Consider the following 23,273-nt stretch of genomic DNA (forward strand, 5'->3'; position numbering starts at 1 on the left):
TCCCATTATATAAAAAGCCGCTCCTTTACGGAGCGACCTCTAAAAATTTCGTATTCGGATTTTTTTCCATTGCTGTACGCATCGCATATTCATTTTCAAACAACGCTACATAGTTGTCTTTTTTGTCCTTCACTAGCGTGGAGTTAATGCGGAACTTGCCTGGGTCAATATTGTCATCCACAATCCAGCGGGCAAATTGATAGGTCATGCGATGCAGCTGTACATCAACCCCATACTCTGCCTGCATCCGATACTGGAATACTTCGAATTGGAGCTGTCCGACTACTCCTAAAATCGTCTCATTAAAGCTTGTGGAGTAGAACACTTGAATCGTGCCTTCCTCGGTCAGCTGATCGATGCCTTTTTGATATTGCTTTTGCTTAAGCGCGTTTTTAATCGTAACCTTCGCGAAAATTTCAGGCGAGAAGGTTGGCAGCTCATTGTATACAATATCCTTGCCTTGCGAAAGCGAATCGCCAATGCGGAAAATACCCGGATCGAATAAGCCGATAATGTCACCAGGATAAGCGACGTCAACAATATCGCGATCCTGCGCTAAAAATTGCTGCGGCTGCGCAAGCTTGATCGTTTTCCCATTGCGCACATGCTTGACGGACATGCCGCGCTCAAAGCGTCCCGAGCAAATACGCAGAAACGCGATGCGATCACGGTGAGCCGGATTCATATTCGCTTGAATTTTGAACACATAGCCGCTAAATTTATCATCTGTTGGATCAATTGGCCCTTCTTCGCTTACTTTCGCACCTGGCTTTGGAGCCATTTGCAGGAAGTTTTCAAGGAAGGTTTGCACACCGAAGTTATTGACCGCACTGCCAAAGAAAATTGGCGTCAGCTCGCCTGCGCGAACCTTTTCATAGTCAAATTGATCGCCAGCAACATCAAGCAGCTCCAAATCACCGATCAATTGATCGGTCAGGAAATCTCCCGCCATCTCGCGAATTAACGGATCATTATAATCTTCTACCTTTCTTACCTCAATGGTAGAATGATCATCCTTTCCTTGAAACAGCTCGACCTGATTTTTCATGCGGTCATAAACTCCGCACAGCTCGCGTCCAGAGCCAATCGGCCAGTTCATCGGAACAGAGCGGATGCCTAGCACCTGCTCTAATTCTTCCATTAAATCGAACGGATTTTTACCTTCGCGGTCCAATTTATTAATAAACGTAAAAATAGGGATTCCGCGCTGCCGACAAACCTGGAATAGCTTGATCGTTTGCGCCTCGACCCCTTTGGCTACGTCAATCAACATCACTGCACTGTCTGCCGCAGTAAGTGTACGATAAGTATCCTCGGAGAAATCCTGGTGACCAGGCGTATCAAGAATATTGACGCGATGTCCATTATAGTCAAATTGCATAACGGATGAGGTTACCGAAATTCCGCGCTGCTTTTCAATTTCCATCCAGTCGGAGGTTGCATGACGGTTCGCTTTGCGAGCCTTTACAGAGCCAGCAAGACGAATGGCTCCTCCAAATAGGAGGAGCTTCTCTGTCAAAGTCGTCTTACCTGCATCGGGATGGGCAATAATTGCAAACGTCCGTCGCTTGTCTACCTCTTGTTTTATCTCTTCACTTAGACTCATACTTGCCTTCCCTTCATTACAAAACATTCTAATTAAGTTGAATCAGCGCTACGGAGCAAAGCAATCCTCCAGTCGCTTTTTAAATCGTAATGCTCTTTTATTATATTTTTAAGGTTGCATTACGATGTTAAAGGCGACACACATTCGTTTTTCGGATTGCTTTGCTCCTCCGCTGATGCTCTCTCTTGACTGGTACCAAGAAGCTTGTACGCTAGTAGAAAACGAGGAGCGCAGCGTAGAGCAAAAGCTACGTGAGCACCTCAAATGTTTCCGCAGGAAACATACTTCGGAAGCATAATCTTTTCGGTAGCGTGACATATTCGCCGTCGACTATGCTACAAAGAAGCGGCATCGTCATCAAAGTCCAGCTTTTAAACCAACCTCTTACAATGAAAGGGTTAAAAGCTGGGCTTTCAGGACCAAGAAGATGGCATGAAGCTAGGGAATGAGGAGCGCAGCGTACGGTTTTTGGTACGTGAGCACCGCAGGCTCCCGATGAATGCTATCTTCGCCGTCGAATCCGCTACAAAGAAGCGGCATCGTCATCAAAGTCCAGCTTTTAAACCAACCTCTTACAATGAAAGGGTTAAAAGCTGGGCTTTCAGGACCAAGAAGATGGCACGATACTAGAAAGCGAGGAGCGCAGCGTAGGCGCTTGCTACGTGAGCACCGCAGCTTTCGGTAGCGTGACATATTCGCCGTCGACTATGCTACAAAGAAGCGGCATCGTCATCAAAGTCCAGCTTTTAAACCAACCTCTCAACTAGCGGCTATTGGTTACCCATATTACGTTGTCTTCCTCCTGCCCATTCACCGGCCACCAATGGAAGCCGTCTGCAGCAAGCAGTTCCTCTGCCGATTTTGGTCCCCATGTGCCGGCAGGGTAAAATTGCAGGTCGGAAGTGGATTCGCGCCACGCTTGGGCAATACGGTCGACAAATGACCAGGCATGCGCAACCTCGTCCCAGCGTGTAAAGTAAGTAGAATCGCCGCGCGCAGCATCGTGGATAAGACGCTCATACGCTTCCGGCGTGTTAATGCCAACCTGGCAGCTTTGACAAAATTCCATATTTACCGTCTGAATATCCGTGTCGGAGCCCGGCTTTTTCGCGTTCAGCTTAATGTAGATGCCCTCCATCGGATTGACGCGAATAACGAGCAAGTTCGGCGCCAAATCATGACGGCTGCCAAACAAAATATTGTCTGCAACAGACTTGAACTCGATAACAACCTCTGTTGTTTTAACCGGAAGGCGCTTGCCGGTACGGATGTAGAACGGCACGCCAGCCCAACGGAAATTATCAACAAACACTTTTGCAGCAAAATAGGTTTCCGTTGTCGACTCAGCATCAACGGACTCCTCCTCGCGATAGCCAGGCAGCGCCTTATCGCCAAATTTGCCAGCGCTATATTGTCCGCGAATTACATTGGCGCGCACATCATCGCTTGAGCTATAGCTGCGCAGCGAACGCATAACCTTTACCTTCTCATCACGAATATCCTCGCCAATCAAACGGCTAGGCGGCTCCATTGCAATCATCGCCAGCATTTGCAGCATATGATTCTGCCCCATGTCACGCAAAGCGCCTGATTTATCATAATAACCACCGCGCTCCTCTACCCCAACCGTTTCCGAAAGGGTAATTTGCACGTTAGCGATATGCTTGTTGTTCCAAAGCGGCTCGAAGAACGAGTTGGAAAAGCGCAGCACTTGAATGTTTTGCACCATTTCTTTGCCAAGATAATGGTCGATGCGGAAAATTTCCTCTTCCTTAAACACCTGGCATAGCTGCTCATTCAACTGCTGTGCAGATTCAAGATCATAGCCAAATGGCTTTTCAATAACAAGTCGGTGCCAGCCTTTAGACTCCAGCATGCCGCCGTCGCGCATATTAAAGGACACCGGGCCGAACAAGGATGGAGCCAGCGCCAAATAGAACAAGCGGTTTCCAGGAATATTAAACTGCTCATCAAGCTCATCTGAAAGCTTGTTCAACTGCTTAAAGCCTTCCACGTCATTAATGTCCAGCGACATATAGACAAAATGCTCGGCAAAAGCATTCCACATCGTTAAGTCCTCTACTTTGTAGCGGCAAAACTCATTGATGGAATCGTAAAGATCCGAGCGGAACTGCTCATTTGTACGAGGACGGCGAGCCAGTCCAACTACAGCGAAGTTTTCAGACAGCTTGCCTTCTTTGTACAAGCTGAACAATGCTGGAAACAACTTGCGGCGGGCCAAATCTCCTGTCGCACCAAACAAATAATAAATAGCGCCCTCAGGAGCGGCCGATTCAATGGTTGTATTGTACGTCATTTATCTCATTCTTTCTATTTATAATTTTATACACAATTACATGTAATGTAGTTTAGCATATTCACTTTAAAATCGCCATGAAGTTTCCATAAAAATTACTAATAAATTGTACAAGCATTGCTAATCAACAACCTCACCAAACTCACCGCTAATTAGAGGAACACCTATCGTTAGCGTATATTCTCCGTCAACCGAGCTCTCATGCAGCGCAGCTTGAATGTTAGCCATCTTTTCATTATCGACCCAGCGGTATTGTTTAACCTGGCTCGAGAACAGTGTAGCGCTTTTCGTGCCGCGATCCATATATTCATCGATCGTTTGTCCAACTGTCAAGCTCTTTAAGGAAGAGATTGCTCCTTTATCCTTAGCTTTCCCGAAAACCTTCATGCTCATTTGTACATTTTGATCTTTTTCTCGCAGCCATTGATGCATGTTGCGTATGTAGTTTTGCAGTTCTGCAGCTTTGCTTACTTTTGTACCTTCGACCTGCAGCAAAATTGTAATTTTTTCAGCGATTTTATCTTGGTCCGTACGGATTAGCTTAATATAGCTTCCCGACAATTGAGCTTCGCCATCCACAACATTGCCATGCGCTCGAATATTTTTTGGCAGCAGCTCGCCCTTTTCTGTGCGAAACAGTTCATCTGCAAGCTGCTCAAGCGAGCCGTACATAAGTGTCAAATCCCAGCGGAATGACCATTCGCCCGAAAGTGCGCCTTGCAGCAGCAGCTCGTCTGCCCAGCCGGTAAGCAATGCAAAATCTTGAATGGCTGCATCCTCGGCACGCTGGCCGGCAATCGACTTCTCCTGTATCCACGCTGTCAGCATAAGTGCTGCGACGAGCAGGATGCTCAGCATAAGCTTTAAGCCGGGCTTGCGGTTTGCTTTGTTTTGTTTTTTACTTTGCTTTTTCTTCTGCGGCTCATAGTTAGGTGTCATCATATAAATCATGGCAATGCCCCCTAATCCGTATTCCCCTATACATATACGCGATAAATAGAAGGCTTCCTGCTGACAAACGGGCAGATTCGTACGACAAAACCAAAGCAAATTCCGCTATCTTTTTTCATTTTGACAGCCAATCCATCATTGCGACAAAGCTTGCTGACAACAGGGCAGCAGCCAACTCTGCTCGACAGATGTTGGCCTGTCATTCTACAAAAAAATGCGCTGACATTATATGCAAATGCAACTGCACACAACGCCGGCGCACGCCGATCACTCGTAGCTATTCCTCTGCCAGTCCATGCTTGTGAGCATATATGGCCGCTTGTGTCCGATCCTCAACATCTAATTTGTTAAATATGTTCGTAATATGGAACTTTACCGTCTTAACACCGATAAATAATTCATCTGCAATTTCTTGATTCGACATTCCTTTTGCTACTCGTTTAAGCACATCCATTTCTCTTTCGGTCAATTGCTCATGGAGCATTGAGGCAGGCTCGCTTTTCGGCTGGCGCAAACGGTTCATCATTTTTGCTGCCACCTGCGCTTCAATTACCGACTGGCCGCGTACAGCTGCTCGAATGGCGTTGGCGATTTCGGTAGCTCTAGAGGTTTTAAGTAAGTAACTAAACGCTCCGGCTTCAATGACAGGGTATAGCTTGCTGTCATCAATAAAGCTTGTAAGTACAATAATTTTACAATCAGGGTGAACCTCTAAAATTTGTCTCGTCGTTTCTACACCGTCAATCGGCTCCATCACAAGATCCATCAATACGACATCAGGCTTGTAGCTGCTCGCAAAACGGATGCCATCATGCCCGTTGCTAGCCTCTCCTACAACCTCGATTCCATCCTCCGTATCAAGAACTGCCGCTAGTCCAATTCGAACCATTTCATGATCATCTACTAATAATACGGATATCGGTCTTTCCATTCTTTTGCTCCTCTCCGTTAAACCTTGCTTCCTACCATAGGAGGCTCATAAGGAATCGTCACATAGATGGCCGTTCCTTCGTCTATCTCGGATATTAATCGGAACTGTCCCCCCAGTTCAATGACCCGTTCCTCCATCGTAAGCAGTCCATATGAGCCCTGCTTGCGTTTGTTGACATCAAAGCCCGCCCCGTCGTCTTGAATGACGAGATGAATGTTTTGATCCAACCTGTATAGCTTAATGATCATATTCTCTGCTTTCGCATGACGCAATGCATTGGACAACGCTTCTTGTGCAATACGGAACAGATGATCCTCGTTTTCTTGACGCATCACAATCGAATTATCGACATCCATCTCAATATTCATTGGAATTTTTTGCTGCAGCTCGCTAACGAGCGTTGTCAGTGCATGTCCCAAGCTTTTTCCATCAAGATGAGCTGGACGCAGATGCAGTAAAAGCGCACGCATTTCCGACTGGGCAACCGAGGCCATCTCCTCGATAAGCTGAACCTGGCGACGCGCCTTCTGCCAATCATGCTCAATCGTACGCCCGACTGCTGTCGCGGTCATCGAGATCGCAAACAACTGCTGGCTAACTGCATCGTGCAGCTCGCGGGCCAGACGCTGTCGCTCTTCAATGACGGCATTAAAGCGGACCTGCTCCCGCCACAGCCGTTCTTCCTCATTATCCTCTGTCGACTCGACTTCCTCTTTTTCGCCATTTGCAATCGTAATGAGCGAGTATTTATTTTTCTGCTGTGTCAGCTTCTTGATGGCTGCCTTTAATCTGGAGTTCATATAGTACTGATATAACGCCGAAACTGCAAGCCCTATCCCAACTGCCGCCAAGCTGACAATAACCCATATGCCCTGCAAACGCAATATATCCAGTATGCCGACAGCCTGCAAAATAATGATTAGAAAGCATCCAATAATTAGCAGCCATAGTGCGGTTTCCAGCAGCTTGCGTCTTTGATACAGCTTTTGCTCGTTTTGCGTCGTCTCATTATTTTTCACAGCGCTTGCGCTCCTTACTCACGATCAGCAAATTTACACAGGAAATAGCAGACCGAACATCGGTCCGCTTTTCCTGGTCTTACATGTAGCTTGCTCATTATTCTGCTTTGTTAAGCTTGTTTTTCAATTGCTCCAGCTGCTCGTCAACTTTCATTTGACGCTCAAGATCAACTGCTGTAACTGGTGTTGCGCCTGATCCATTTGAGGAAAAGCTGTAAGGTGTGCGAAGCACATCTGCTTCTGCCTCAAGCTGCATAATTTTTTCTTCCATGCGCTGGAAGCCGCGTGCTGCAGTTCCGCTTTCAATGGAATGGCTTGATGTCACAGTAGACATTTGCTTTTGCGCTTTTGCAAGCTGAGCGCGTGCTGCAAGCTCATTGCGTTTGTTGCGAAGCTGATAGAACTCATCCTTCATCGTATGCAGCTGCATTTTCAAATCCTCAACTTGTGCTGCTGCGCTTGCATGAAGCTCAGTGTACTCACCAGCTTTTTGTTCGAAGTACAGTTTTTCTTCCAGCAGCTTGCGAGCAAGCTCTTCATGGTTGCTACGAAGTGCTGCTTCTGCTTTAGACTCGCGATCGTAAGCATTGCGCAGGCTGTCATCCAGACGCTGCTTGATGCTGCGCTCACTAGCCATTTGCTTGGCGACTGTAACCTCAGCCGCATGGATTTCTGCCTCCATGTCACGCAAGTATTGATTTAACATTACTACTGGATCTTCCAATTTGTCCAACCAATCATTTACAGATGCCTTTGTCATATCTCTCATTCTTTTGAAAATACTCATAGTATTATTCTCCCTTCTCTTTTTCAGATAATTTAGCTTTAAGCTCTTCAATTTCACGACGTAGTGCTTTTTTCTCAAGATCATCCATCATTTGCTCAGAAGCGCTTGGTGCTTGCGGCGCTTGATGAGGCGGCTGAGGAGCTTGAGGCTGATAAGTCGGTTGACCTTGCGGCTGATGCGGTGTATACGGTGGTGTGCCATGGTTCCAGTGACCGTTGTGGTGCGGACGCTGATTCATTGGATCCTGATACCCATAAGGATTGCCGCCATATGGTCGATGATAATGACCAAATGGGTTGTGAAGCTCTGGCGTTTTTGGTACAACCATACTTACAATCAGATACAGCACGATGAAAACTCCGCTTGATAGAATTGTAAGTACGACGAGCAATATACGGTACAAGGTAGCATCAACGTTGGTTAGCTCTCCCAAACCACCACATAGTCCTGTGAACATTTTATTGTCTCTTGAACGATATAATTTTCTCACAGGGACCATCCTTCCTTGTTTAACTTATCTTTCAGCTGCTGAAGCTCGATATCGACTTCAGCAGAGCGGCGATCGGTTTGCAGCGGATCGCCATACAGTCCATTGCCTTGACGGACTTGACGCAAGCTTTGCGTCTCCAGCTCCATATCTTGAATACGTGATTCCATTCTGCGCATGACCTCGCCAGGCTGTTGTCCGCCATTGAAGCTCATTCGCTCATTCAGACGCTGCTGCAAGCGAATTGATTCCATGCGGGCAACATAGTAAGCGCGCTTGTCATATACGATTTGGTATTCACTGCGCAGCTCTCTAAGCTGTGCCTCCAGTTCAATCAGCGAGTCGTTGCTTTGCTCATACAGCTTGCGATAATTGTTAGCTGTCTCTACAATCATTGTTTTCTCACTAAGCAGCGATCTGGCAATATTTTCTTCTCCTGCCTTCAACGCAATCATCGCTTGTTTTTCTTTTTGTTCAATTTGCTGCTCTGCCTGCAACCATTGCGCTTTTAATTGATTAGTATGTGTAATGTATTGCTGCTGCAAGCGCTCTGCTTGAATAATGTCGTCGCGAGTGGACCAAAGGAACTGGTCAATGAGCTTGACCGGATCTTCTGCCTTCTCAAGACGGTCATTCAATGTTGCTACAGAAATATCTCGAATGCGTCTTAAAATCCCCATCCATTTAACCTCCTTAAACTTTTTTGACTTAGCGACGGTAGAATGACTTATTACTGATCATGTAAATGCCTGCTCCAACCAATGCGATAGAGAAGATCAATGTGAACAATCCTCCAAGTTTGCCTAGCAGCATTACAAAACCGATTACTAAGAAAATACTACCTATCACTTTCTGTCCATTTCTTAATCCGATAAATCCACAAACGATAAGAACAATCGGAAGGAAGAAAGCGAATATTGCGCCTAAGTGGATGTTAAAAAACTTCAAAGCAAGCAGTCCGCCTATCGCGATACAAATTAACCCAATTAATGTTTTTCCGTTCATTTTTCCTAATCACCTCTTCGTGTTCAATTTTGCGTTGTATGTTGTTTGCTTGTTTTGCTTATGTACTTAGTATAGATGGAATAAACAATATTCAAAACGGACTAACGGCGGTTTTTGACCTAGACCATGGTCGAGGACTGCTCTACATACTAAGACGGGGACGGTCTAGGACTGCCAGCGAAAACATAAAGCAAGGAAAGCCCGCGCTGCCAATAGTCGCTTGCTTTCCTTGCATTCACTCTCATTTGACTGGTTATAAATTATTCAACTTGTACTCATTCCATCTTGATTGATACAACGCTGGGCTAATCGACGAATTTCGTGACTCATTCTAGGACTTACAGGATAGATCTCCTCTAAATAGGCAAGCAGACATAGCGCCGCTTGTGGTGTTCGATTGTAGCCCTGCACAATGTCCCCAAGCCTGCTTGCAAATGAAGGAAATCTCCGTTCCAAGCGCCGCTCATTGCCAAAGGCATCAGGGAAATAGCTGACTTCCTTTTCCAAAAGATGCATAATCGTTAGTAATCCGTCAATCGGATAGACTTGAATGAAGCGATAGGCTGACAGCTTTTCGCCGCGCAAATAGCGCCCCAAGCCAACATACAGATTTGTTACCGCTTCTACGATCACATGGTCAATGGAGTTGGCACGAATCGACGGGATGGGAGCTTTACCAGTGACAATCCCCTCATTATTAAAAGAAGCGTGCTGCCAAATAATTTTACCGCCTGTGTACCGTGCGTCGTCCAGCTCTTTTTCTTCAAATACGGCATACTCGCCGTAAATGCCATCATCGAACAATATTTTATAGCCTATCTCACAATTTTTGAAGCTAAAGCCCAGCGGATGAACGTTTTCAAGCCAATCCAGCTGATCGATAAAGCGTTGCTTACAGCCCGTCTGCGCTATTACAAAAAAATCAAGATCAGAAAATTCATCGATTCGCTCCCTTTCAACGCCAACTGATCCTAATCCCAACAATGCCAAGGCTCCACCACATTGTTCAAGAGACTTTGCAATCTCATCCAATCGGTGCAACAGTTTTGCTTTGTACGTCATAATTGTCTCTCCTTTAATCAAAAAATCTGAACCTAGCAGGCATTACTTTTTACGCTAATAAAAAACAAAAAGGGCTCAACCTTCGCATCATAGTACGAGGTTGAACCCGGCGGTTGCATTGCCTTTAGAATTTGTAATTATCGTAGCATTGCGACCAAAAGCTGTCAATATAGGCTGTTTACTCTGCGATCTCATTATCATTATAGTGCAAGCTATCCTCTTTATCCGATTCACTATCCAGCTTGCCGTTTTTCTGCAAAAATGCATTAAACTGCTGCTGCTTGGCTTCTATAATTTTATCTATGCCTGCGATCCTCAGCTTCTTTATATATTCTGGCAAGACGACCGCCGGGTCGACGGAGCCAGATTCCAGTGCTATTAAATACTGCTTATCGACGTTAACGACAGCAGCCACCTCAGACTTCACCTCATCGCCATCAAAAACGAAGCCGAGGCCTGGCGAAATAACGGCATCTTCATTAAACTGCTTGAATTGCTCCCACTTTTGCGGGTCCTCAGTATCCCACAAATAATTTAGAAACTGATTGCCCAGCATCCAGCTGGCGCCCGGGCTGTAGCGCGAGGTTGACTCCGTTTGCGTTATGACCTGCTCTGACACTTTTTTATAATGTATGTCTTCAATGCCGAAATTCAATAAATTGTTCAAGTAGGAATCGGAGTGCAGCAAATTAATGAGCTGCATAGCCAGCTCCGGATGCTGAGAGGTGGAGGATATGGCCAGCATGGAGCCAGTCGTTTCCGATGTAGCCAGCGATTTAGGGTTCATAGCGATTTGTCCCAGCTTGCCTGTCAAGCCTGTCTGTACACCAAGCTCCTCTGCCTTGCCTGGCTTGATCGGTGATACTACAGAAAAATATTCATTCGAAGCAAGCGCATCGTTAACCATCATTTGCGTCGTTGCTGCATCCTTATTAATGTAGCCCTTCAAATAAAAATCGCGCGCCAAATACAAATTATCAATATAACGTTCAAATTCATAGATCGGCTTAACGATCGTGGATGTCTCATCCTTTAAAATATAGCCCGGAATCGAGGTATCCCCCAAAGCATCGAAGTTATTAATGTAGTGCGAATTGAAATTCTCGCCATACTTGACAAACAACGGCGTCATCGACGGCATTTTCTGTTTCACTACCTTATAAATGGCATCCAAATCGGCAAGCGATTTGACCTGCTCCATATCGAGCTGCAGCTGCTCTGCAATATCCTTGCGGTAAACGATGCCGCCTTGAGCAGCAAATTCCTTATTGGAAGGAACTCCGTAATTAATCCCATCGATCTGGGCACTTTGCAAAATAAGCGGGTCGAGGGAAGCAAGAATTTCCTGCCCGTACTGCTCAAGCAAGTTATTTAATGGAAGGAACGCGCCTTTCGATACATTGACTGCATGCTTGCTCCACTGCGAAGTAAAAATAACGTCGATCTCCTCGCGTGAAGCGATCAAAATATTTTGCCGATTATCCCATGACCCCCAGTCCAATACGATCAGATCAAGCTTTGCATTAAGCTTTTCTAACAAATATTTGCTTGCTTCTTCTTCAATAAGCTGCTCATCGAGTTGTGGAGTTCCAATGTATACAAGCTTTAAGGTATAGCTGTCATCTGCTGAAGTGGCGGGTTCCAGCTCTGAAGCGCTTTCAACCTGAGGCAAATTAGCACCTGCTTTTTTTGCATTCAAGCAGCCCGCAAGATTGAGCATCGCCGCGATCATAAGCACAACTAACATCATTATACGAGCTTTATTATGCAGCAGCATTAACACCACCCCGCGCTTCCAATTTATACATTTATTTTATATCATTGTAAGCGAAATTCAAGACCCATTGCTTTATCCTTTTCAACATATGAATTATATTTCACCTTTTAGGACATGGTCGGAACTTCCATTCGCAATGGCAAAGCTTTTCAAATCCCGTTTATCCATCCAATTTAGAAGCATAACATAACAAAGCACCTTATCCATCGCTATCCAATAAAGATGGATGAGGTGCTTCTGTCTAGTGCCGTTTATCCCGATCAGCGAAAGAGCGGCTCTAGCGAATCAACTGCTGATGCTCCAATATGACGCCATTTGTCCTCTTGCTCGATTTTGTCATCGGGATCAAGCGGCTTCTGAAATTGCGCCAGACCGATTGCGTTCAGTATGCTAAAATTATCATCCTCAGGATCAACGCCAGTATGAACCAGATGCTTCATCAACAATGGTTCACCAAACTCAAGAAACGCATCATCGCGATCCAGCTTGCCGTGCAGCGCATAAACAGGCAGGCGAAGATAAATCGTTTCGCCCTCATGCTGGTGCAAAATATGGTCAAAAAATGCTTTTCGATACTCCCAGTTGCCATTTATGACGAAGCCGAGCTTCTCAAAATCTTCCCGTATTTCACCGTAATATGCTTTTTTTCCTTCAATAAATGTTGCCGGAATCGGCAGCATAGGCCTTACCTCCTTTATCATTTTGCAACCATTACATATATTGATTAGGTACGCGACGCGCAACACCTTCAGCAATTGCCGCTTTGATGACAGCACGGCTTACCTGTCTAACAACCTGTTCATTGAATATGCTGGGCACAATATAATGCTCATCGAGCTCATCTTCAGACACGACCTCTGCTATCGCTTGAGCTGCCGCCAGCTTCATGGACTCCGTTATTCTGGAGGCTCGACAATCGAGCGCGCCGCGAAACATGCCCGGAAACACCAGCACATTGTTAATTTGATTCGGATAATCGCTTCGGCCTGTAGCCAGGATGCTAACATGCGGCAGCGCAGCATCAGGCTCGATCTCAGGATTAGGATTAGCCATTGCAAATACGATGTTGCCTTTATTCATTTTTTTCACATCTTCTACCTTTAATACGCCCGCCTTCGAAACGCCGATAAAGACATCGGCCCCTACTATCGCGTCATGCAATGTGCCTTTGTTCGCTTCCACCTGCTCCTGAGAGGCAAGCCAGTTCCATACCGGGTGCTCGTAATGCTCGCCACGCGCAATAATCCCCTCCCTATCGACAGGAATAAGATGCTGCGCGCCAGCAAAGAGCAGCATTTTACAAATGGCTGAGCCGGCTGCGCCAACGCCATTGACGACAATCCGCACCTCCTCCAGCTTCTTGTCTACGAGCTTTAAAGCATTGTACAAGCCCGCCAGTACGACGATTGCCGTACCGTGCTGATCATCGTGGAATACTGGAATATCCAGTTCGTTGATCAATCGCTGCTCTACCTCAAAGCAGCGCGGCGAGCTAATATCTTCTATATTAATGCCGCCGAATATCGGACTGATCGCTTTTACGATATGAATAATTTCCTCGACGTTCTGTGTATCCAGGCAAATCGGGAATGCATCAACATTCGCAAGCTGCTTGAACAGCATCGCCTTCCCTTCCATTACAGGGATTGCAGCATGCGGACCAATATTGCCAAGCCCAAGCACTGCGGTGCCATCACTAATAACGGCAACGGAATTGCGCTTGATCGTAAGCGTATATGTATTGTCCGGATTCGCTTGAATTGCTTCGCATACCTTGGCCACACCCGGCGTGTAGACATGGGACAAATCATCTCTCGTTTTAATTGGTCTGGACGGCATCACTCTAATTTTCCCACCCAAATGAGCAAGAAAGATTCGATCGGAAACATGGATCGTGCGCAGCCCCTCTACCGCTTCAAACGCCGACAGCAGCGCAGCCTGCTTCTGGTCGGAGATCGAAACGGTAATATCGCGAATCGAGCCTTCCTTGCCAGAGCGTATAATATCGACTGATTCAACCTCTCCGCCATAGCTGTCAATTAAAGTGGCTACTTGACCAAACGGGAAATGCTTTTGCGTGCTTTCCAGCCTGACTACTATTGTCGTCTGTGCCATAATCAACCTTCCTTCGCCAGTGATTGCTTTGCGTACCGCTTCGCATTCTTATTAGTATGTACATTTGGCTGGCAATAATAATCTTTGTTCGTGATCATAGATCATAAAATTGTGATGTAGACTTTGAAAGCATACAAAAAAACGTCGAGCGGAACTGTATCCGCCCAACGTTTTTAATTTAAGGATTAATTATTTATTTACTTGCAAGAAATTCATCAAATTGCGCTTGCTTTTCAGCAATAACTTTATCCAGTCCTGCTGCTTTCATCGCTGACATATACTCATCCAGCACATCATCGATATTGACTACACCGCGGTCAATTGCGACTTGGTACTGCTTGATTACGTTGGCAAGCGCGCCTATTTCATTTTTCACCGGCTCACTGTTAAATACGAAGCCAAGAGCTGGAGATTTAGTTGCGCCTGTATTGAACTCTTTGAATTTCTCCCATTTTTGCGGATCTTCTGTATCCCACAAGTAGTTAAGGAACTGATTGCCCAGCATCCAATTGGCGCCAGGGCTATAATCACCTGTGCGATCTGTTTTGCTCATAATTTCGCCGTTTAGTGTAAAGTGAACATCTTTAATGCCGAAGTTGATCAAGTTGTTGATTTCCTTATCAGTATGAAGCAAATTAATAAACATCATCGCACGCTCAGGATCTTGTGAAGTTGAAGAAATCCCTAGCATAGAACCAGCCGTCTCAGAGGTTGCAATCGTTTTGTTAGTCAATTGAATTTGCCCAAGCTTGCCGCTCAAGCCAGCAGTTGTCGCTACTTCTTCATCCTTGCCAGGCTTCAATGATTCAATTGCTGAGAATACAATGCCTGCTTTCCATGCATCTGGCGCAGAAACCTGACTAGTTGCCGCATCGGCATTAATGTATCCTTTTTTGAAAAATTCATGTGTCAAGCGAGTGGTTTCAAGGAAACGCTCTGTCGTTTCAATCGGAACTACTGTTGTATCAGTGCCATCCTTGAAAATTGCCCCAGGAATCGTTGCATCGCCAAGGAAATCATAGTTGCCAAAGAAATGCGAGTTGAACGTATTGTCAGTAGATGAAATATAAAGCGGAGTTAGATCCGGGCGTTCTGCTTTAACCTTGGCGTAAACAGCATCCAGGTCTTTAATCGTTTTTACTTGGCTCATATCGATGCCAAGCTCTTCAGCAACATCCTTGCGGTATATGATACCGCCTGCTGCTGCTAACTCTTTTGTCGTTGGTATCCCGTAGTTTTTACCATTGATTCTAGCGCCTTCCAGGAATGTTGGGTCTTGTGTTTCCAAGATGCCTTGACCATGCTGCTGAATAAGGTTGTCAAGCTCAAGAAAAGCGCCTTTACCAACATTGCTGGCGTGACCGTTCCATTGTGCTGTGAAAATAATATCTACTTCTTCACGAGATGCGATCATCAGATTAACCTTCTCGTCCCAACTGCCCCAGTCTATCGGCATTAAATCAATTGTCGCATTAATTTTTTCAGTAAGCAGCTTATTCAGTGCTTCTTCAACTAATGCTTCATCCTTTTGTGGCGAACCTGGATAAACAAGTGTCAATTGGTACGGCTCCAGCTCGGATTCGCCAGTATTTCCTTCTTCCTCTGTTTGCCCATTGTTTTGGGTGTTTGTGTTTTGCTCTGTATTATTTGTCTGATTGCCCGTGTTGTTCGGTGCATTGTTGCCGCCACAAGCGCTTACAAGCATTGCAATTGCTAAAATAATTGCAGCCAGCAGCGTTGCACGCTGTTTAGTCTTTCTCATGTAACTGACCTCCCAAAAATTTAATATATGCTAACCAGCAAAGCTGGATATAGCCACAGTGAGGATGAGTCTCGCAGGACGCCAAATGACGTCCCGCGCCATTTCATAAACTGCATTTGCCTTGAACAGTCGGTTAGCCTTTTACTGCACCGACAGTTAAGCCTTTAACGAAATATTTTTGGAAGAACGGATAGGCAAAAATAATTGGCCCAATTCCGACAATAACCATCGCCATACGCACACTTTCGCTTGGGAATTTAAATTCTCCGCCCGCTGCCCGTATTGCAGCGGCTGCTGTGCTGTTGTTAGCCAAATATTGAATGTTAAGCATCGTCTTGTACATTAGATATTGAATCGATATATTCGCTTCCTTTGTAATAAACACCAAACTTAAAAACCAGTCATTCCAGTAGGTCAAGGTTTGGAACAAGGCAACCGTAGCAAGCACCGGGAGGGAAAGCGGTAAAACAATTTTAAAGAAAATCGTCATCTCGCCAGCTCCATCAATGTTGGCAGATTCCAGAATCGCCTGCGGAATCGTCGTCTGGAAGAAGGTTCGGGTAATTAGAACGAAAAATGCTGCAACAAGCAACGGAACGATAAGTGCCATCATTGTGTTTTTCAAATCAAGCATTTGCACATAGACGAGATACCACGGTACAAGACCACCGTTGAACAGCATTGTGAAAAACACGAGAAAGGTAAAAAATTTGGCATGCGGAAAATCTTTTCGCGAAATTGGGTAAGCATATAGTGCAATAATAATCATGCTTGTAATTGTTCCGATTAATGTAACGGTTATCGAAACACCGTATGATCTAACGATAGATGTTGCATCCTTGAATAAAAACTTATAAGCCTCAAGGCTAAATGTCTCTGGCCAAAAGCTATAGCCATGTTTCACAATTGCTGTTTCATCAGAAATCGAAACCATGATGACCAAAATGAGCGGAATCACGCATAGCAGCGAGTAAATGATAAACATAGAGTGAATGCCGAAAGTAGCCAGCTTAGGCAAACGATTTTTCGGGTTCGAAACATGAGGAACCTTCTCAATTTCAGCGCTCATATCGTCACCTCCTAAAAAATTTAGTAATCTATTATTTCGCAACGCAATACTTCGTAATCAAGTTCGTGCTTATTGAACTACCTTTCTTACAATGAAGAGTCAATAAGCTCGGACTTCAGTACCGAGAAGACTGAACGTTAGTAGAAAATGAGGAGCGCAGCGTAGGCAAAAGCTACGTGAGCACCGCAGTTTTCGCTAGCGTTCAGTATTCGATGCCGAATACGCTACAACGCAATACTTCGTAATCAAGTTCATGCCTATTGAACTACCGCTACTAGAAGAGGGCGTTGTCACTGTCTATTCGACGCACAATCCAATTCGACAAAAAGACGAGTGAAAACCCGACAACAGACTGAATTAATCCAGCAGCTGAGGATAAGCCGATATCGCCTACCGTAATAAAGGTACGATACACATACGTATCAATAACGTTCGTAACCGGGAACAGCACGCCCGATTCTCGCGGCACCTGGAAGAATAGTCCGAAATCAGCATTGAATATGCGACCGATTTGCAGAAGCGTCATAATTGTAATAATTGGCTTCAGCAACGGGATTGTTATCGTGAAAATTTGCTTGAATTTGCTTGCGCCGTCAATTGTGGCAGCCTCGTAATACTCCTCGTCTATACCAATAATCGCCGCCATATAGATAACCGTATAATAACCCATATTTTTCCACGTGTTCACACTCGATAAAATGTACGGCCACACCTCTTTAGTAAAATACCAGTTCAACGGATCGATGCCGAGCGCTGGAAGCAAACTTTTGTTGAAAAAACCGTTTGTATCACTTAAAAATGCATAAACGAGATAGCTGATCACAATCATGGACAAGAAATAAGGAAGGAACATGATCGTTTGATGCAGCTTCGCTAAAAAGCGGTTTTTAATCTCGTTCAGCATAATGGCAAAGGCTAGCGGGAAAATTAGGTTAAGAATGATGAAACCGCTGTTATAGAGCAGCGTATTTCGTGTAATAATCCATGAATCCGAGGTCATAAACAAATATTTGAAGTTAGAGAAGCCGCTCCATGGACTGCCTAGTATGCCATCGGTGTAGTTAATATTTTTGAAAGCAATAATGATACCGAACATCGGTATATAGTTGTTAATAATGAGGACAAGCAAAGCAGGCAGCATCATAAAATAGAAGACCCAATATTTTCGTACGGTTTTCCACAACGAGCGCTTCTTGGGCTTCTGTACCTTAGCTGTGTCCAGGTCCAGCTTTATCGTCTCTGTACTCATAACCCCCATCCTTTCTTCTCTTTATTGTCTTGCTGCTGTAATAATCAAATTGTATAAAAAAAAGACACCGAACATTGTCGGTGTCGTGACCTGATTAACGCTATCGTGACCATTTATTGCCTTATCCTATATTTTTCCATACGATTTGCGATATTCCTGCGGGGTTAAGCCTGTCGTTTTTTTAAACAGCTTGGAGAAATGAGAAAAATTAGCATATCCTACCTCAAAAGCAATATCACTCACCTTTTCATTGCTGTTCTCCAGCAGCTCCTTTGCTTTATTTATGCGCAGCTTGACCATATAATCGGTAAGCGACAAGCCTGTTTCCCTGCGAAACAAACGCGACAAATACGCAGGATTGAGATATACCTGCTCAGCTAGCCGTTCTCTGCTGAACTCTTCATCGAGATGGGCCAGCATATATTGCTGAACCTTTTCAACCACGTTGGAAACCTGCTTGCCTTCCGCATTCATATAGCCGCTAATTTGGCTGCAAACGGTTGTTGTCCAAGCCTTCAAGCGAACAAGCGACTTGATCGTGCCATCCTTCAGCTCCCAATCCTGCTCAGCCATCACATCCGTGCTGTTTACTCCTTTGGTCTGCAGCCATTGCAATATCGCATTCATAAAGCCAAAATAAAATGCCATCAGCTCATGATAGCCAACCTTGGCCTGCTGCAGCTTGTCAAAATAGCTGTCAATTTGATAGTTTAGCTGGGTCAGCTTGCCTGTTTCCAGCAGTACAATCCAATCAGGGAAATGAACGGCAGCCGCAACAAGCGGCTCCGAGCGGCTGCTAGTCTCTTGCTCCAGTCTGACGGTGCAGGATTGCGTCACATTTTGCTTCTCCAGCTGCTGCAGCGCTCTTATTCCGTCACGAATGGCGGTTAAAGGAATAATTTTGCCAATATAGCAGGATAGATGACAGTGCAGGTACTCGCGGCAATGCTCAATAAAGGAATAGGCAAGCTTCTCTATGCCGGCTTCCCGCAGCTGCTCCGGGTGGTAAATAATGAGATACAAGATGCCTTGACCGTCCTGTATGCAATGACCTTGTGCCTTTGTATTGGTTAGGAAAAATTCTTCGGCTACATTTTTTATCGCATAGGTCATAATTTCCTCATCGCGTGCCGACCATTCCTCCCTCCATTGCTCTACACTAATCTGCATCAGCTGAATTTCGCTTTCAGGCTCCAAAGGAATGCTGTAATTGCGCATGGCAGATTGCAAATAAGCACTGGCCAGCGACTGCCGATAATGAATCAAATCATGCCAGAAGCGTTCAATAAGCAAAGGGCGCTCCAGCTGCCACTGCTGATAAAATTGATCGTAGGTCGCGCGAATCGAGTCTAGTGAAGCCAGCTCCTCCGCCTTCACATAAGCATCATGCAGCGCTTGCTGTAATAAACTATGGTCAATAGGCTTCAGCAAATAGTTAAAGCTGGCAAGCTGGACAGCCTGCTGCGCGTATTTGAAATCAGCATGGCCCGTTAAAAAGATCGTCACGCAATTGGGAACATGCTCGTTAATCCACTCCAGCAGCTCGAGCCCATTCTGGTTCGGCATATCGATATCGGACAGCACAACATGCACCTGCTTGCTTTCCATTATGGCGCGCGCTTCCTCCGCATCCATTGCAGTATAGACCTCGCTGTATTTCAGCTCATCCCATTTTATCCCTTTTACGATGCCGCGAATGGCAATCTCTTCGTCATCGACAATTAATAGATTATAGCTCATTTGGCTCACTCCTCATAAATCGGAAACGTAATTTCAATTACTGCTCCGCTTACCACTTCGTCATGGTCCGCTCGATTGTGAAATTCGATAGCCGCCTTATTGCCGTAAAGCAGCTGCAAACGCTCGATAACATTGCCAATGCCGAGGCTTCGGCGCTGTTCGTCAACAATCGGCTCGCGCCGCTGCAGCTTTTCCAGCACCTCTGGCGAAAAGCCTTCGCCGTTGTCGGCAATCGTAATTTTAAAGCTTGAAGCGGACTGGCGAGAAGCTTTAATTTCAATATGAAACATTTGCTTGCGGTTTTTAAATCCGTGAATGATTGCATTTTCTACAAATGGCTGGATCGTTAATGCTGCAATTGGATAATCCAAAAACGGATCGACCTCATGAATGCTCATTCGCAGACGGTTCGGAAAGCGAAGCTGCTGGATGACGATATAATTTTCGATATGCTTCAGCTCCTCGCGCAAGGTGATCATTTCCTGATTCGAGGTCATAATAAAACGGAAATAGTCTGCTAAATGGAGCGACATTTTTTTGACTGATTCCATCTCCTCCAGCACAGCAAAATTGTAAATAATGTTCAACGAGTTCATGTAAAAGTGCGGATTGATCTGCGATTGAAGCTGCTTCAGCTCTCCTTGCTTGACGCGAAGCTGCTCCTCATACACATCTATTTTCAAATTTTTAACCTGCTCAGCCATATCGTTAAACGTATTGGCAAGGAAGTCGAACTCTACTGTACGATTGCCTTTAAGGCGAACGCCCAGATTGCCGAGCGAGATTTTTTTCATCCCGATCATCAGCTCATGCAGCGGTTTAAACAGCATGCGCTGCATAAACAGAACATATAGTCCGAGCACTACGAGAAAGAAAAGCGGAGCAACCAGTGTCGCATTGCGGAAAAACAGCAGCTCGCGCATCACTGTTTTTTCAGGGATCGCCAGCCGATAAGCTATATTGGCTACCTCACTGTGCTGATCCATAATGACATAATCCTTCTCATTGCTGCTAATCAGCTCAGAAGCGGCGCTGTCTTCACCGTTCTGCTGAGCCGTTAAAGAATCCTGCAGCTCGCCCTGCTCCGTGCGATAAATATTGCTGTAGCCGATATCACCATCATTCCACTGGAACAGCAGCAGCTCTTGAATGTCGGCAATGGTGACAATCGCGCCAAAGTACAGACTGTCGCTAACCTTAATATAATTTATGAGAAAATATTTGCCTTCAATGCGGTCGCTTTCCCCTATGTACCAGTGAGACTTCTCATATTGATACATCCCTTTCTGCTTGCCCACCTGCGAGCTCATATGCTCAGCCAGCAGCTTATGCGTGTCGTCATACAAGCTTTCTGTGCCGAAAATGATATCGTCTGGCTGGTAGAGAAACACGGAATTAAGCAGGTTGTATACCCCAACATCGCGATTCAGCTTGGCATCTATTCTAACCTTCGTAAGCGTATATTCATTGCTGCCGATCGGGTATGAGGTAAGCAAGCCAATGTCCGAATCAAGCACCGCCATCTTATACAAATAATCATCAATTTGAGCGAGATAATGATCAATTTGCCCGGCGAAGATGCTCAGCGTATTGCTGTACGTTTCGGAAACCTTCGTTTTGACCAGCTCACGCGAATTGCTATTATTCAATAGCATATAGACAATTACGGGAACCATGACAAGAATGAAGCCGATTGTAAGCCGATATTTGACCGATTGTCGAAAGCGCATTCAAAACCCTCATTTCTATTCAAGGCTCGATGATAGCTTCTACTAGTGCGAGAGTTCACAGTCGCTTCTAGTATTTTTCATATTTTACTATATGTTTCTATTTGCCGAATTGCAAGAATATAATGCAGCACAGTAAATAAAAAGGCTTCCTCAGATGGTCAGTGTGAGCTGACAATTTGAAGAAGCCCTCTATGAGTTATTGTATCCGCCTAAAATAATTCATGTTAATGGAATCTATTAGTTTCTGCGAAGTGAAGTTGTCTACATTTATTAGTATATCATCCCCAAAATCGCCGCAATAGAGTTGAATGCTGTTGTCTTCATTAAGAAATTCTATGTGAAAGTATTTCAGGGCATGTCCAAAGTATGGTTCCGCAAAATATTGTTTAAAATGATATGTGACTTCTTTATTTGTTATGCAATGGATCGTTGCAACACCATCTTCATCAGCTTGCAATGGAGTCTTGTCAATGCTATGTGCCGCAAAAAAATCAATGCTATACAGACTGCCTACATAATTAGGGTCATGCTCATGCTGCTCATCCATGGCCCAAAATTTTATTCTAATCATTGGACTGTGCTCACTAAATAAAATAAGCAATTCTTTTGCAACATCGCACTTTAAGGATAATTCCTCACTGCTATTTAAGGCTAACATATGCGTGTACATCCAGAACACCTCAATCATGAGACTTAGTATCTTAAGTTAATATTTTCGCCTCATCAGCTACAATTATAGCTTTCTCGCTTTAATGACAAACGTTAATGGAAGCATCCTGGCCTTATTGGCAAAATCACTGCTATCGTCCCTCGCTTGCATCATTTCATCGTCGGTTTGCTCAATCATTTGCTCTATGACAAATCCCGCTTTTGCCAGCGCATTCACATAGGTTGATAGCTTGCGATCCGATAGTTTCAGCTCACCTTCTCCAGCTAAATCAGGAGATACCGAATACCAGGTCTCATCGAAATAACACTTGTTAAAAACAAGCCGATTATTTTCAACGACAACGCATTTATGTATAGGGTGAGACCAGCTGAAAATAAAAACGCCGTCCTTTTTCAGGTAAGAAGCGATGCGGCAAAAGGTGCCTTCCAGGTCAGTAGTCCAGCCAATAGCATAAATTGAATATACAACGTCAAAATAATTTTCTGGTATGCCACATTCTTCTTCCATAGGAGAACAGATCAATGTTGCTGATAGGCCGCACGATGTCAGATGCTGCGCCGCCTTTTCAAGTTGTTTTTGTGAAATATCCACACCCCATAGCTCAGAGGCTTTGCGTTCCCCCTGATACTGCAAGGATCGACCATTTCCACAGCCAATTTCCAGCAGCTTTTTTCCCGAGACATCCCCAAAAAGCTGGTATTTTTCCTCTGAGACAAATGCTCCATAAAAAGGAAGCACAATGGCTTGTAAAAAATCATTTCCTGTCGTGTCCCAATAAAGGCTATTTGTTTTATAAACGGTATTTTTGTTCATGCCCAACACCTTCCCCTAACATTACGGATTTGTAATTTTATTACTATTCAGTATGACAGAAAAAACATATAAAAGAAGTGCCAACAGATACAGATTCCAAATGCTTGGGATACTTGATATCCCGAGATATAGCCCGTAAGGAAATGTACCAAGTACTCCAATTATCAGCATTCGTTTTCTTCT

General features: G+C 44.9%; 20 protein-coding genes. All 20 read right to left on the reverse strand.

Annotated elements, in window-relative coordinates:
- Nucleotides 1-25: 25 nt before the first annotated feature.
- The gene (locus KJS52_RS14140; protein WP_213516293.1) at nucleotides 26-1,606 is read right to left on the reverse strand and encodes a peptide chain release factor 3; all 1,581 of its coding nucleotides are present in this window, start codon (nucleotides 1,604-1,606) and stop codon (nucleotides 26-28) included.
- Nucleotides 1,607-2,369: 763 nt separating this feature from the next.
- Nucleotides 2,370-3,923: a glucose-6-phosphate dehydrogenase gene (gene zwf, locus KJS52_RS14145; protein ID WP_213516295.1), complete on the reverse strand. Its 1,554-nt coding sequence runs from the start codon at nucleotides 3,921-3,923 to the stop codon at nucleotides 2,370-2,372.
- Between the two features lie 120 nt (nucleotides 3,924-4,043).
- Nucleotides 4,044-4,874, reverse strand: a complete 831-nt coding sequence (locus KJS52_RS14150; protein WP_213516297.1) for a YwmB family TATA-box binding protein — start codon at nucleotides 4,872-4,874, stop codon at nucleotides 4,044-4,046.
- A 277-nt stretch (nucleotides 4,875-5,151) separates the two neighbouring features.
- A complete protein-coding gene (locus KJS52_RS14155) occupies nucleotides 5,152-5,805 on the reverse strand; it encodes a response regulator (protein WP_213516299.1) in 654 nt (217 codons plus the stop codon).
- 17 nt (nucleotides 5,806-5,822) lie between these two features.
- Nucleotides 5,823-6,824 carry a sensor histidine kinase gene (locus KJS52_RS14160; protein ID WP_213516300.1) on the reverse strand — a complete coding sequence of 334 codons (1,002 nt, stop codon included), beginning with the start codon at nucleotides 6,822-6,824 and terminating at the stop codon, nucleotides 5,823-5,825.
- Between the two features lie 97 nt (nucleotides 6,825-6,921).
- The gene (locus tag KJS52_RS14165) at nucleotides 6,922-7,611 is read right to left on the reverse strand and encodes a PspA/IM30 family protein (RefSeq protein WP_213516301.1); all 690 of its coding nucleotides are present in this window, start codon (nucleotides 7,609-7,611) and stop codon (nucleotides 6,922-6,924) included.
- A 4-nt stretch (nucleotides 7,612-7,615) separates the two neighbouring features.
- Nucleotides 7,616-8,110, reverse strand: a complete 495-nt coding sequence (locus tag KJS52_RS14170) for a PspC domain-containing protein (RefSeq protein WP_213516303.1) — start codon at nucleotides 8,108-8,110, stop codon at nucleotides 7,616-7,618.
- Nucleotides 8,098-8,778 (reverse strand): PspA/IM30 family protein, encoded by a 681-nt coding sequence (locus KJS52_RS14175; RefSeq protein ID WP_213516311.1) that lies wholly within the window; start codon nucleotides 8,776-8,778, stop codon nucleotides 8,098-8,100. The genes KJS52_RS14170 and KJS52_RS14175 overlap by 13 nt, the downstream gene beginning before the upstream one ends.
- Before the next feature lie 28 nt (nucleotides 8,779-8,806).
- Nucleotides 8,807-9,103, reverse strand: a complete 297-nt coding sequence (locus KJS52_RS14180) for a LiaF transmembrane domain-containing protein (protein ID WP_213516313.1) — start codon at nucleotides 9,101-9,103, stop codon at nucleotides 8,807-8,809.
- Between the two features lie 264 nt (nucleotides 9,104-9,367).
- Nucleotides 9,368-10,165 (reverse strand): hypothetical protein, encoded by a 798-nt coding sequence (locus KJS52_RS14185; RefSeq protein ID WP_213516315.1) that lies wholly within the window; start codon nucleotides 10,163-10,165, stop codon nucleotides 9,368-9,370.
- Between the two features lie 178 nt (nucleotides 10,166-10,343).
- Entirely contained in the window at nucleotides 10,344-11,912 is a 1,569-nt protein-coding gene (locus KJS52_RS14190; protein WP_246563562.1) for an ABC transporter substrate-binding protein, read from the reverse strand.
- Nucleotides 11,913-12,202: 290 nt separating this feature from the next.
- Nucleotides 12,203-12,622: a YugN family protein gene (locus tag KJS52_RS14195; RefSeq protein WP_213516319.1), complete on the reverse strand. Its 420-nt coding sequence runs from the start codon at nucleotides 12,620-12,622 to the stop codon at nucleotides 12,203-12,205.
- Nucleotides 12,623-12,653: 31 nt separating this feature from the next.
- On the reverse strand, nucleotides 12,654-14,057 hold the full coding sequence (locus tag KJS52_RS14200; protein WP_213516321.1) for an NAD-dependent malic enzyme: 1,404 nt from the start codon (nucleotides 14,055-14,057) through the stop codon (nucleotides 12,654-12,656).
- Between the two features lie 193 nt (nucleotides 14,058-14,250).
- Complete coding sequence (locus KJS52_RS14205) at nucleotides 14,251-15,819, reverse strand: ABC transporter substrate-binding protein (protein WP_213516323.1); 1,569 nt, start codon at nucleotides 15,817-15,819, stop codon at nucleotides 14,251-14,253.
- 133 nt (nucleotides 15,820-15,952) lie between these two features.
- The gene (locus KJS52_RS14210; RefSeq protein ID WP_213516325.1) at nucleotides 15,953-16,888 is read right to left on the reverse strand and encodes a carbohydrate ABC transporter permease; all 936 of its coding nucleotides are present in this window, start codon (nucleotides 16,886-16,888) and stop codon (nucleotides 15,953-15,955) included.
- A 274-nt stretch (nucleotides 16,889-17,162) separates the two neighbouring features.
- Nucleotides 17,163-18,137, reverse strand: a complete 975-nt coding sequence (locus KJS52_RS14215; protein WP_246563564.1) for an ABC transporter permease — start codon at nucleotides 18,135-18,137, stop codon at nucleotides 17,163-17,165.
- Between the two features lie 126 nt (nucleotides 18,138-18,263).
- Nucleotides 18,264-19,877, reverse strand: a complete 1,614-nt coding sequence (locus KJS52_RS14220; protein WP_213516327.1) for a helix-turn-helix domain-containing protein — start codon at nucleotides 19,875-19,877, stop codon at nucleotides 18,264-18,266.
- Between the two features lie 5 nt (nucleotides 19,878-19,882).
- A complete protein-coding gene (locus KJS52_RS14225; RefSeq protein WP_213516329.1) occupies nucleotides 19,883-21,607 on the reverse strand; it encodes a sensor histidine kinase in 1,725 nt (574 codons plus the stop codon).
- 196 nt (nucleotides 21,608-21,803) lie between these two features.
- Nucleotides 21,804-22,265 (reverse strand): hypothetical protein, encoded by a 462-nt coding sequence (locus KJS52_RS14230; protein ID WP_213516331.1) that lies wholly within the window; start codon nucleotides 22,263-22,265, stop codon nucleotides 21,804-21,806.
- 75 nt (nucleotides 22,266-22,340) lie between these two features.
- The gene (locus tag KJS52_RS14235; RefSeq protein ID WP_213516333.1) at nucleotides 22,341-23,090 is read right to left on the reverse strand and encodes a class I SAM-dependent methyltransferase; all 750 of its coding nucleotides are present in this window, start codon (nucleotides 23,088-23,090) and stop codon (nucleotides 22,341-22,343) included.
- Nucleotides 23,091-23,273 lie beyond the last annotated feature (183 nt).

It is taken from the genome of Paenibacillus montaniterrae (assembly GCF_018403185.1).
Taxonomy (GTDB): Bacteria; Bacillota; Bacilli; order Paenibacillales; family Paenibacillaceae; genus Pristimantibacillus; species Pristimantibacillus montaniterrae.

Bases quoted from the DNA above. Each gene is read 5' to 3' on its own strand.
- KJS52_RS14235 (WP_213516333.1), bottom strand. From the start codon at position 23,090: ATGAACAAAAATACCGTTTATAAAACAAATAGCCTTTATTGGGACACG.
- zwf (WP_213516295.1), bottom strand. From the start codon at position 3,923: ATGACGTACAATACAACCATTGAATCGGCCGCTCCTGAGGGCGCTATT.
- KJS52_RS14180 (WP_213516313.1), bottom strand. From the start codon at position 9,103: ATGAACGGAAAAACATTAATTGGGTTAATTTGTATCGCGATAGGCGGA.
- KJS52_RS14165 (WP_213516301.1), bottom strand. From the start codon at position 7,611: ATGAGTATTTTCAAAAGAATGAGAGATATGACAAAGGCATCTGTAAAT.
- KJS52_RS14230 (WP_213516331.1), bottom strand. From the start codon at position 22,265: ATGTTAGCCTTAAATAGCAGTGAGGAATTATCCTTAAAGTGCGATGTT.
- KJS52_RS14155 (WP_213516299.1), bottom strand. From the start codon at position 5,805: ATGGAAAGACCGATATCCGTATTATTAGTAGATGATCATGAAATGGTT.
- KJS52_RS14225 (WP_213516329.1), bottom strand. From the start codon at position 21,607: ATGCGCTTTCGACAATCGGTCAAATATCGGCTTACAATCGGCTTCATT.
- KJS52_RS14195 (WP_213516319.1), bottom strand. From the start codon at position 12,622: ATGCTGCCGATTCCGGCAACATTTATTGAAGGAAAAAAAGCATATTAC.
- KJS52_RS14210 (WP_213516325.1), bottom strand. From the start codon at position 16,888: ATGAGCGCTGAAATTGAGAAGGTTCCTCATGTTTCGAACCCGAAAAAT.
- KJS52_RS14185 (WP_213516315.1), bottom strand. From the start codon at position 10,165: ATGACGTACAAAGCAAAACTGTTGCACCGATTGGATGAGATTGCAAAG.
- KJS52_RS14200 (WP_213516321.1), bottom strand. From the start codon at position 14,057: ATGGCACAGACGACAATAGTAGTCAGGCTGGAAAGCACGCAAAAGCAT.
- KJS52_RS14175 (WP_213516311.1), bottom strand. From the start codon at position 8,778: ATGGGGATTTTAAGACGCATTCGAGATATTTCTGTAGCAACATTGAAT.
- KJS52_RS14150 (WP_213516297.1), bottom strand. From the start codon at position 4,874: ATGATTTATATGATGACACCTAACTATGAGCCGCAGAAGAAAAAGCAA.
- KJS52_RS14140 (WP_213516293.1), bottom strand. From the start codon at position 1,606: ATGAGTCTAAGTGAAGAGATAAAACAAGAGGTAGACAAGCGACGGACG.
- KJS52_RS14220 (WP_213516327.1), bottom strand. From the start codon at position 19,877: ATGAGCTATAATCTATTAATTGTCGATGACGAAGAGATTGCCATTCGC.
- KJS52_RS14190 (WP_246563562.1), bottom strand. From the start codon at position 11,912: ATGTTAGTTGTGCTTATGATCGCGGCGATGCTCAATCTTGCGGGCTGC.
- KJS52_RS14205 (WP_213516323.1), bottom strand. From the start codon at position 15,819: ATGAGAAAGACTAAACAGCGTGCAACGCTGCTGGCTGCAATTATTTTA.
- KJS52_RS14215 (WP_246563564.1), bottom strand. From the start codon at position 18,137: ATGAGTACAGAGACGATAAAGCTGGACCTGGACACAGCTAAGGTACAG.
- KJS52_RS14170 (WP_213516303.1), bottom strand. From the start codon at position 8,110: ATGGTCCCTGTGAGAAAATTATATCGTTCAAGAGACAATAAAATGTTC.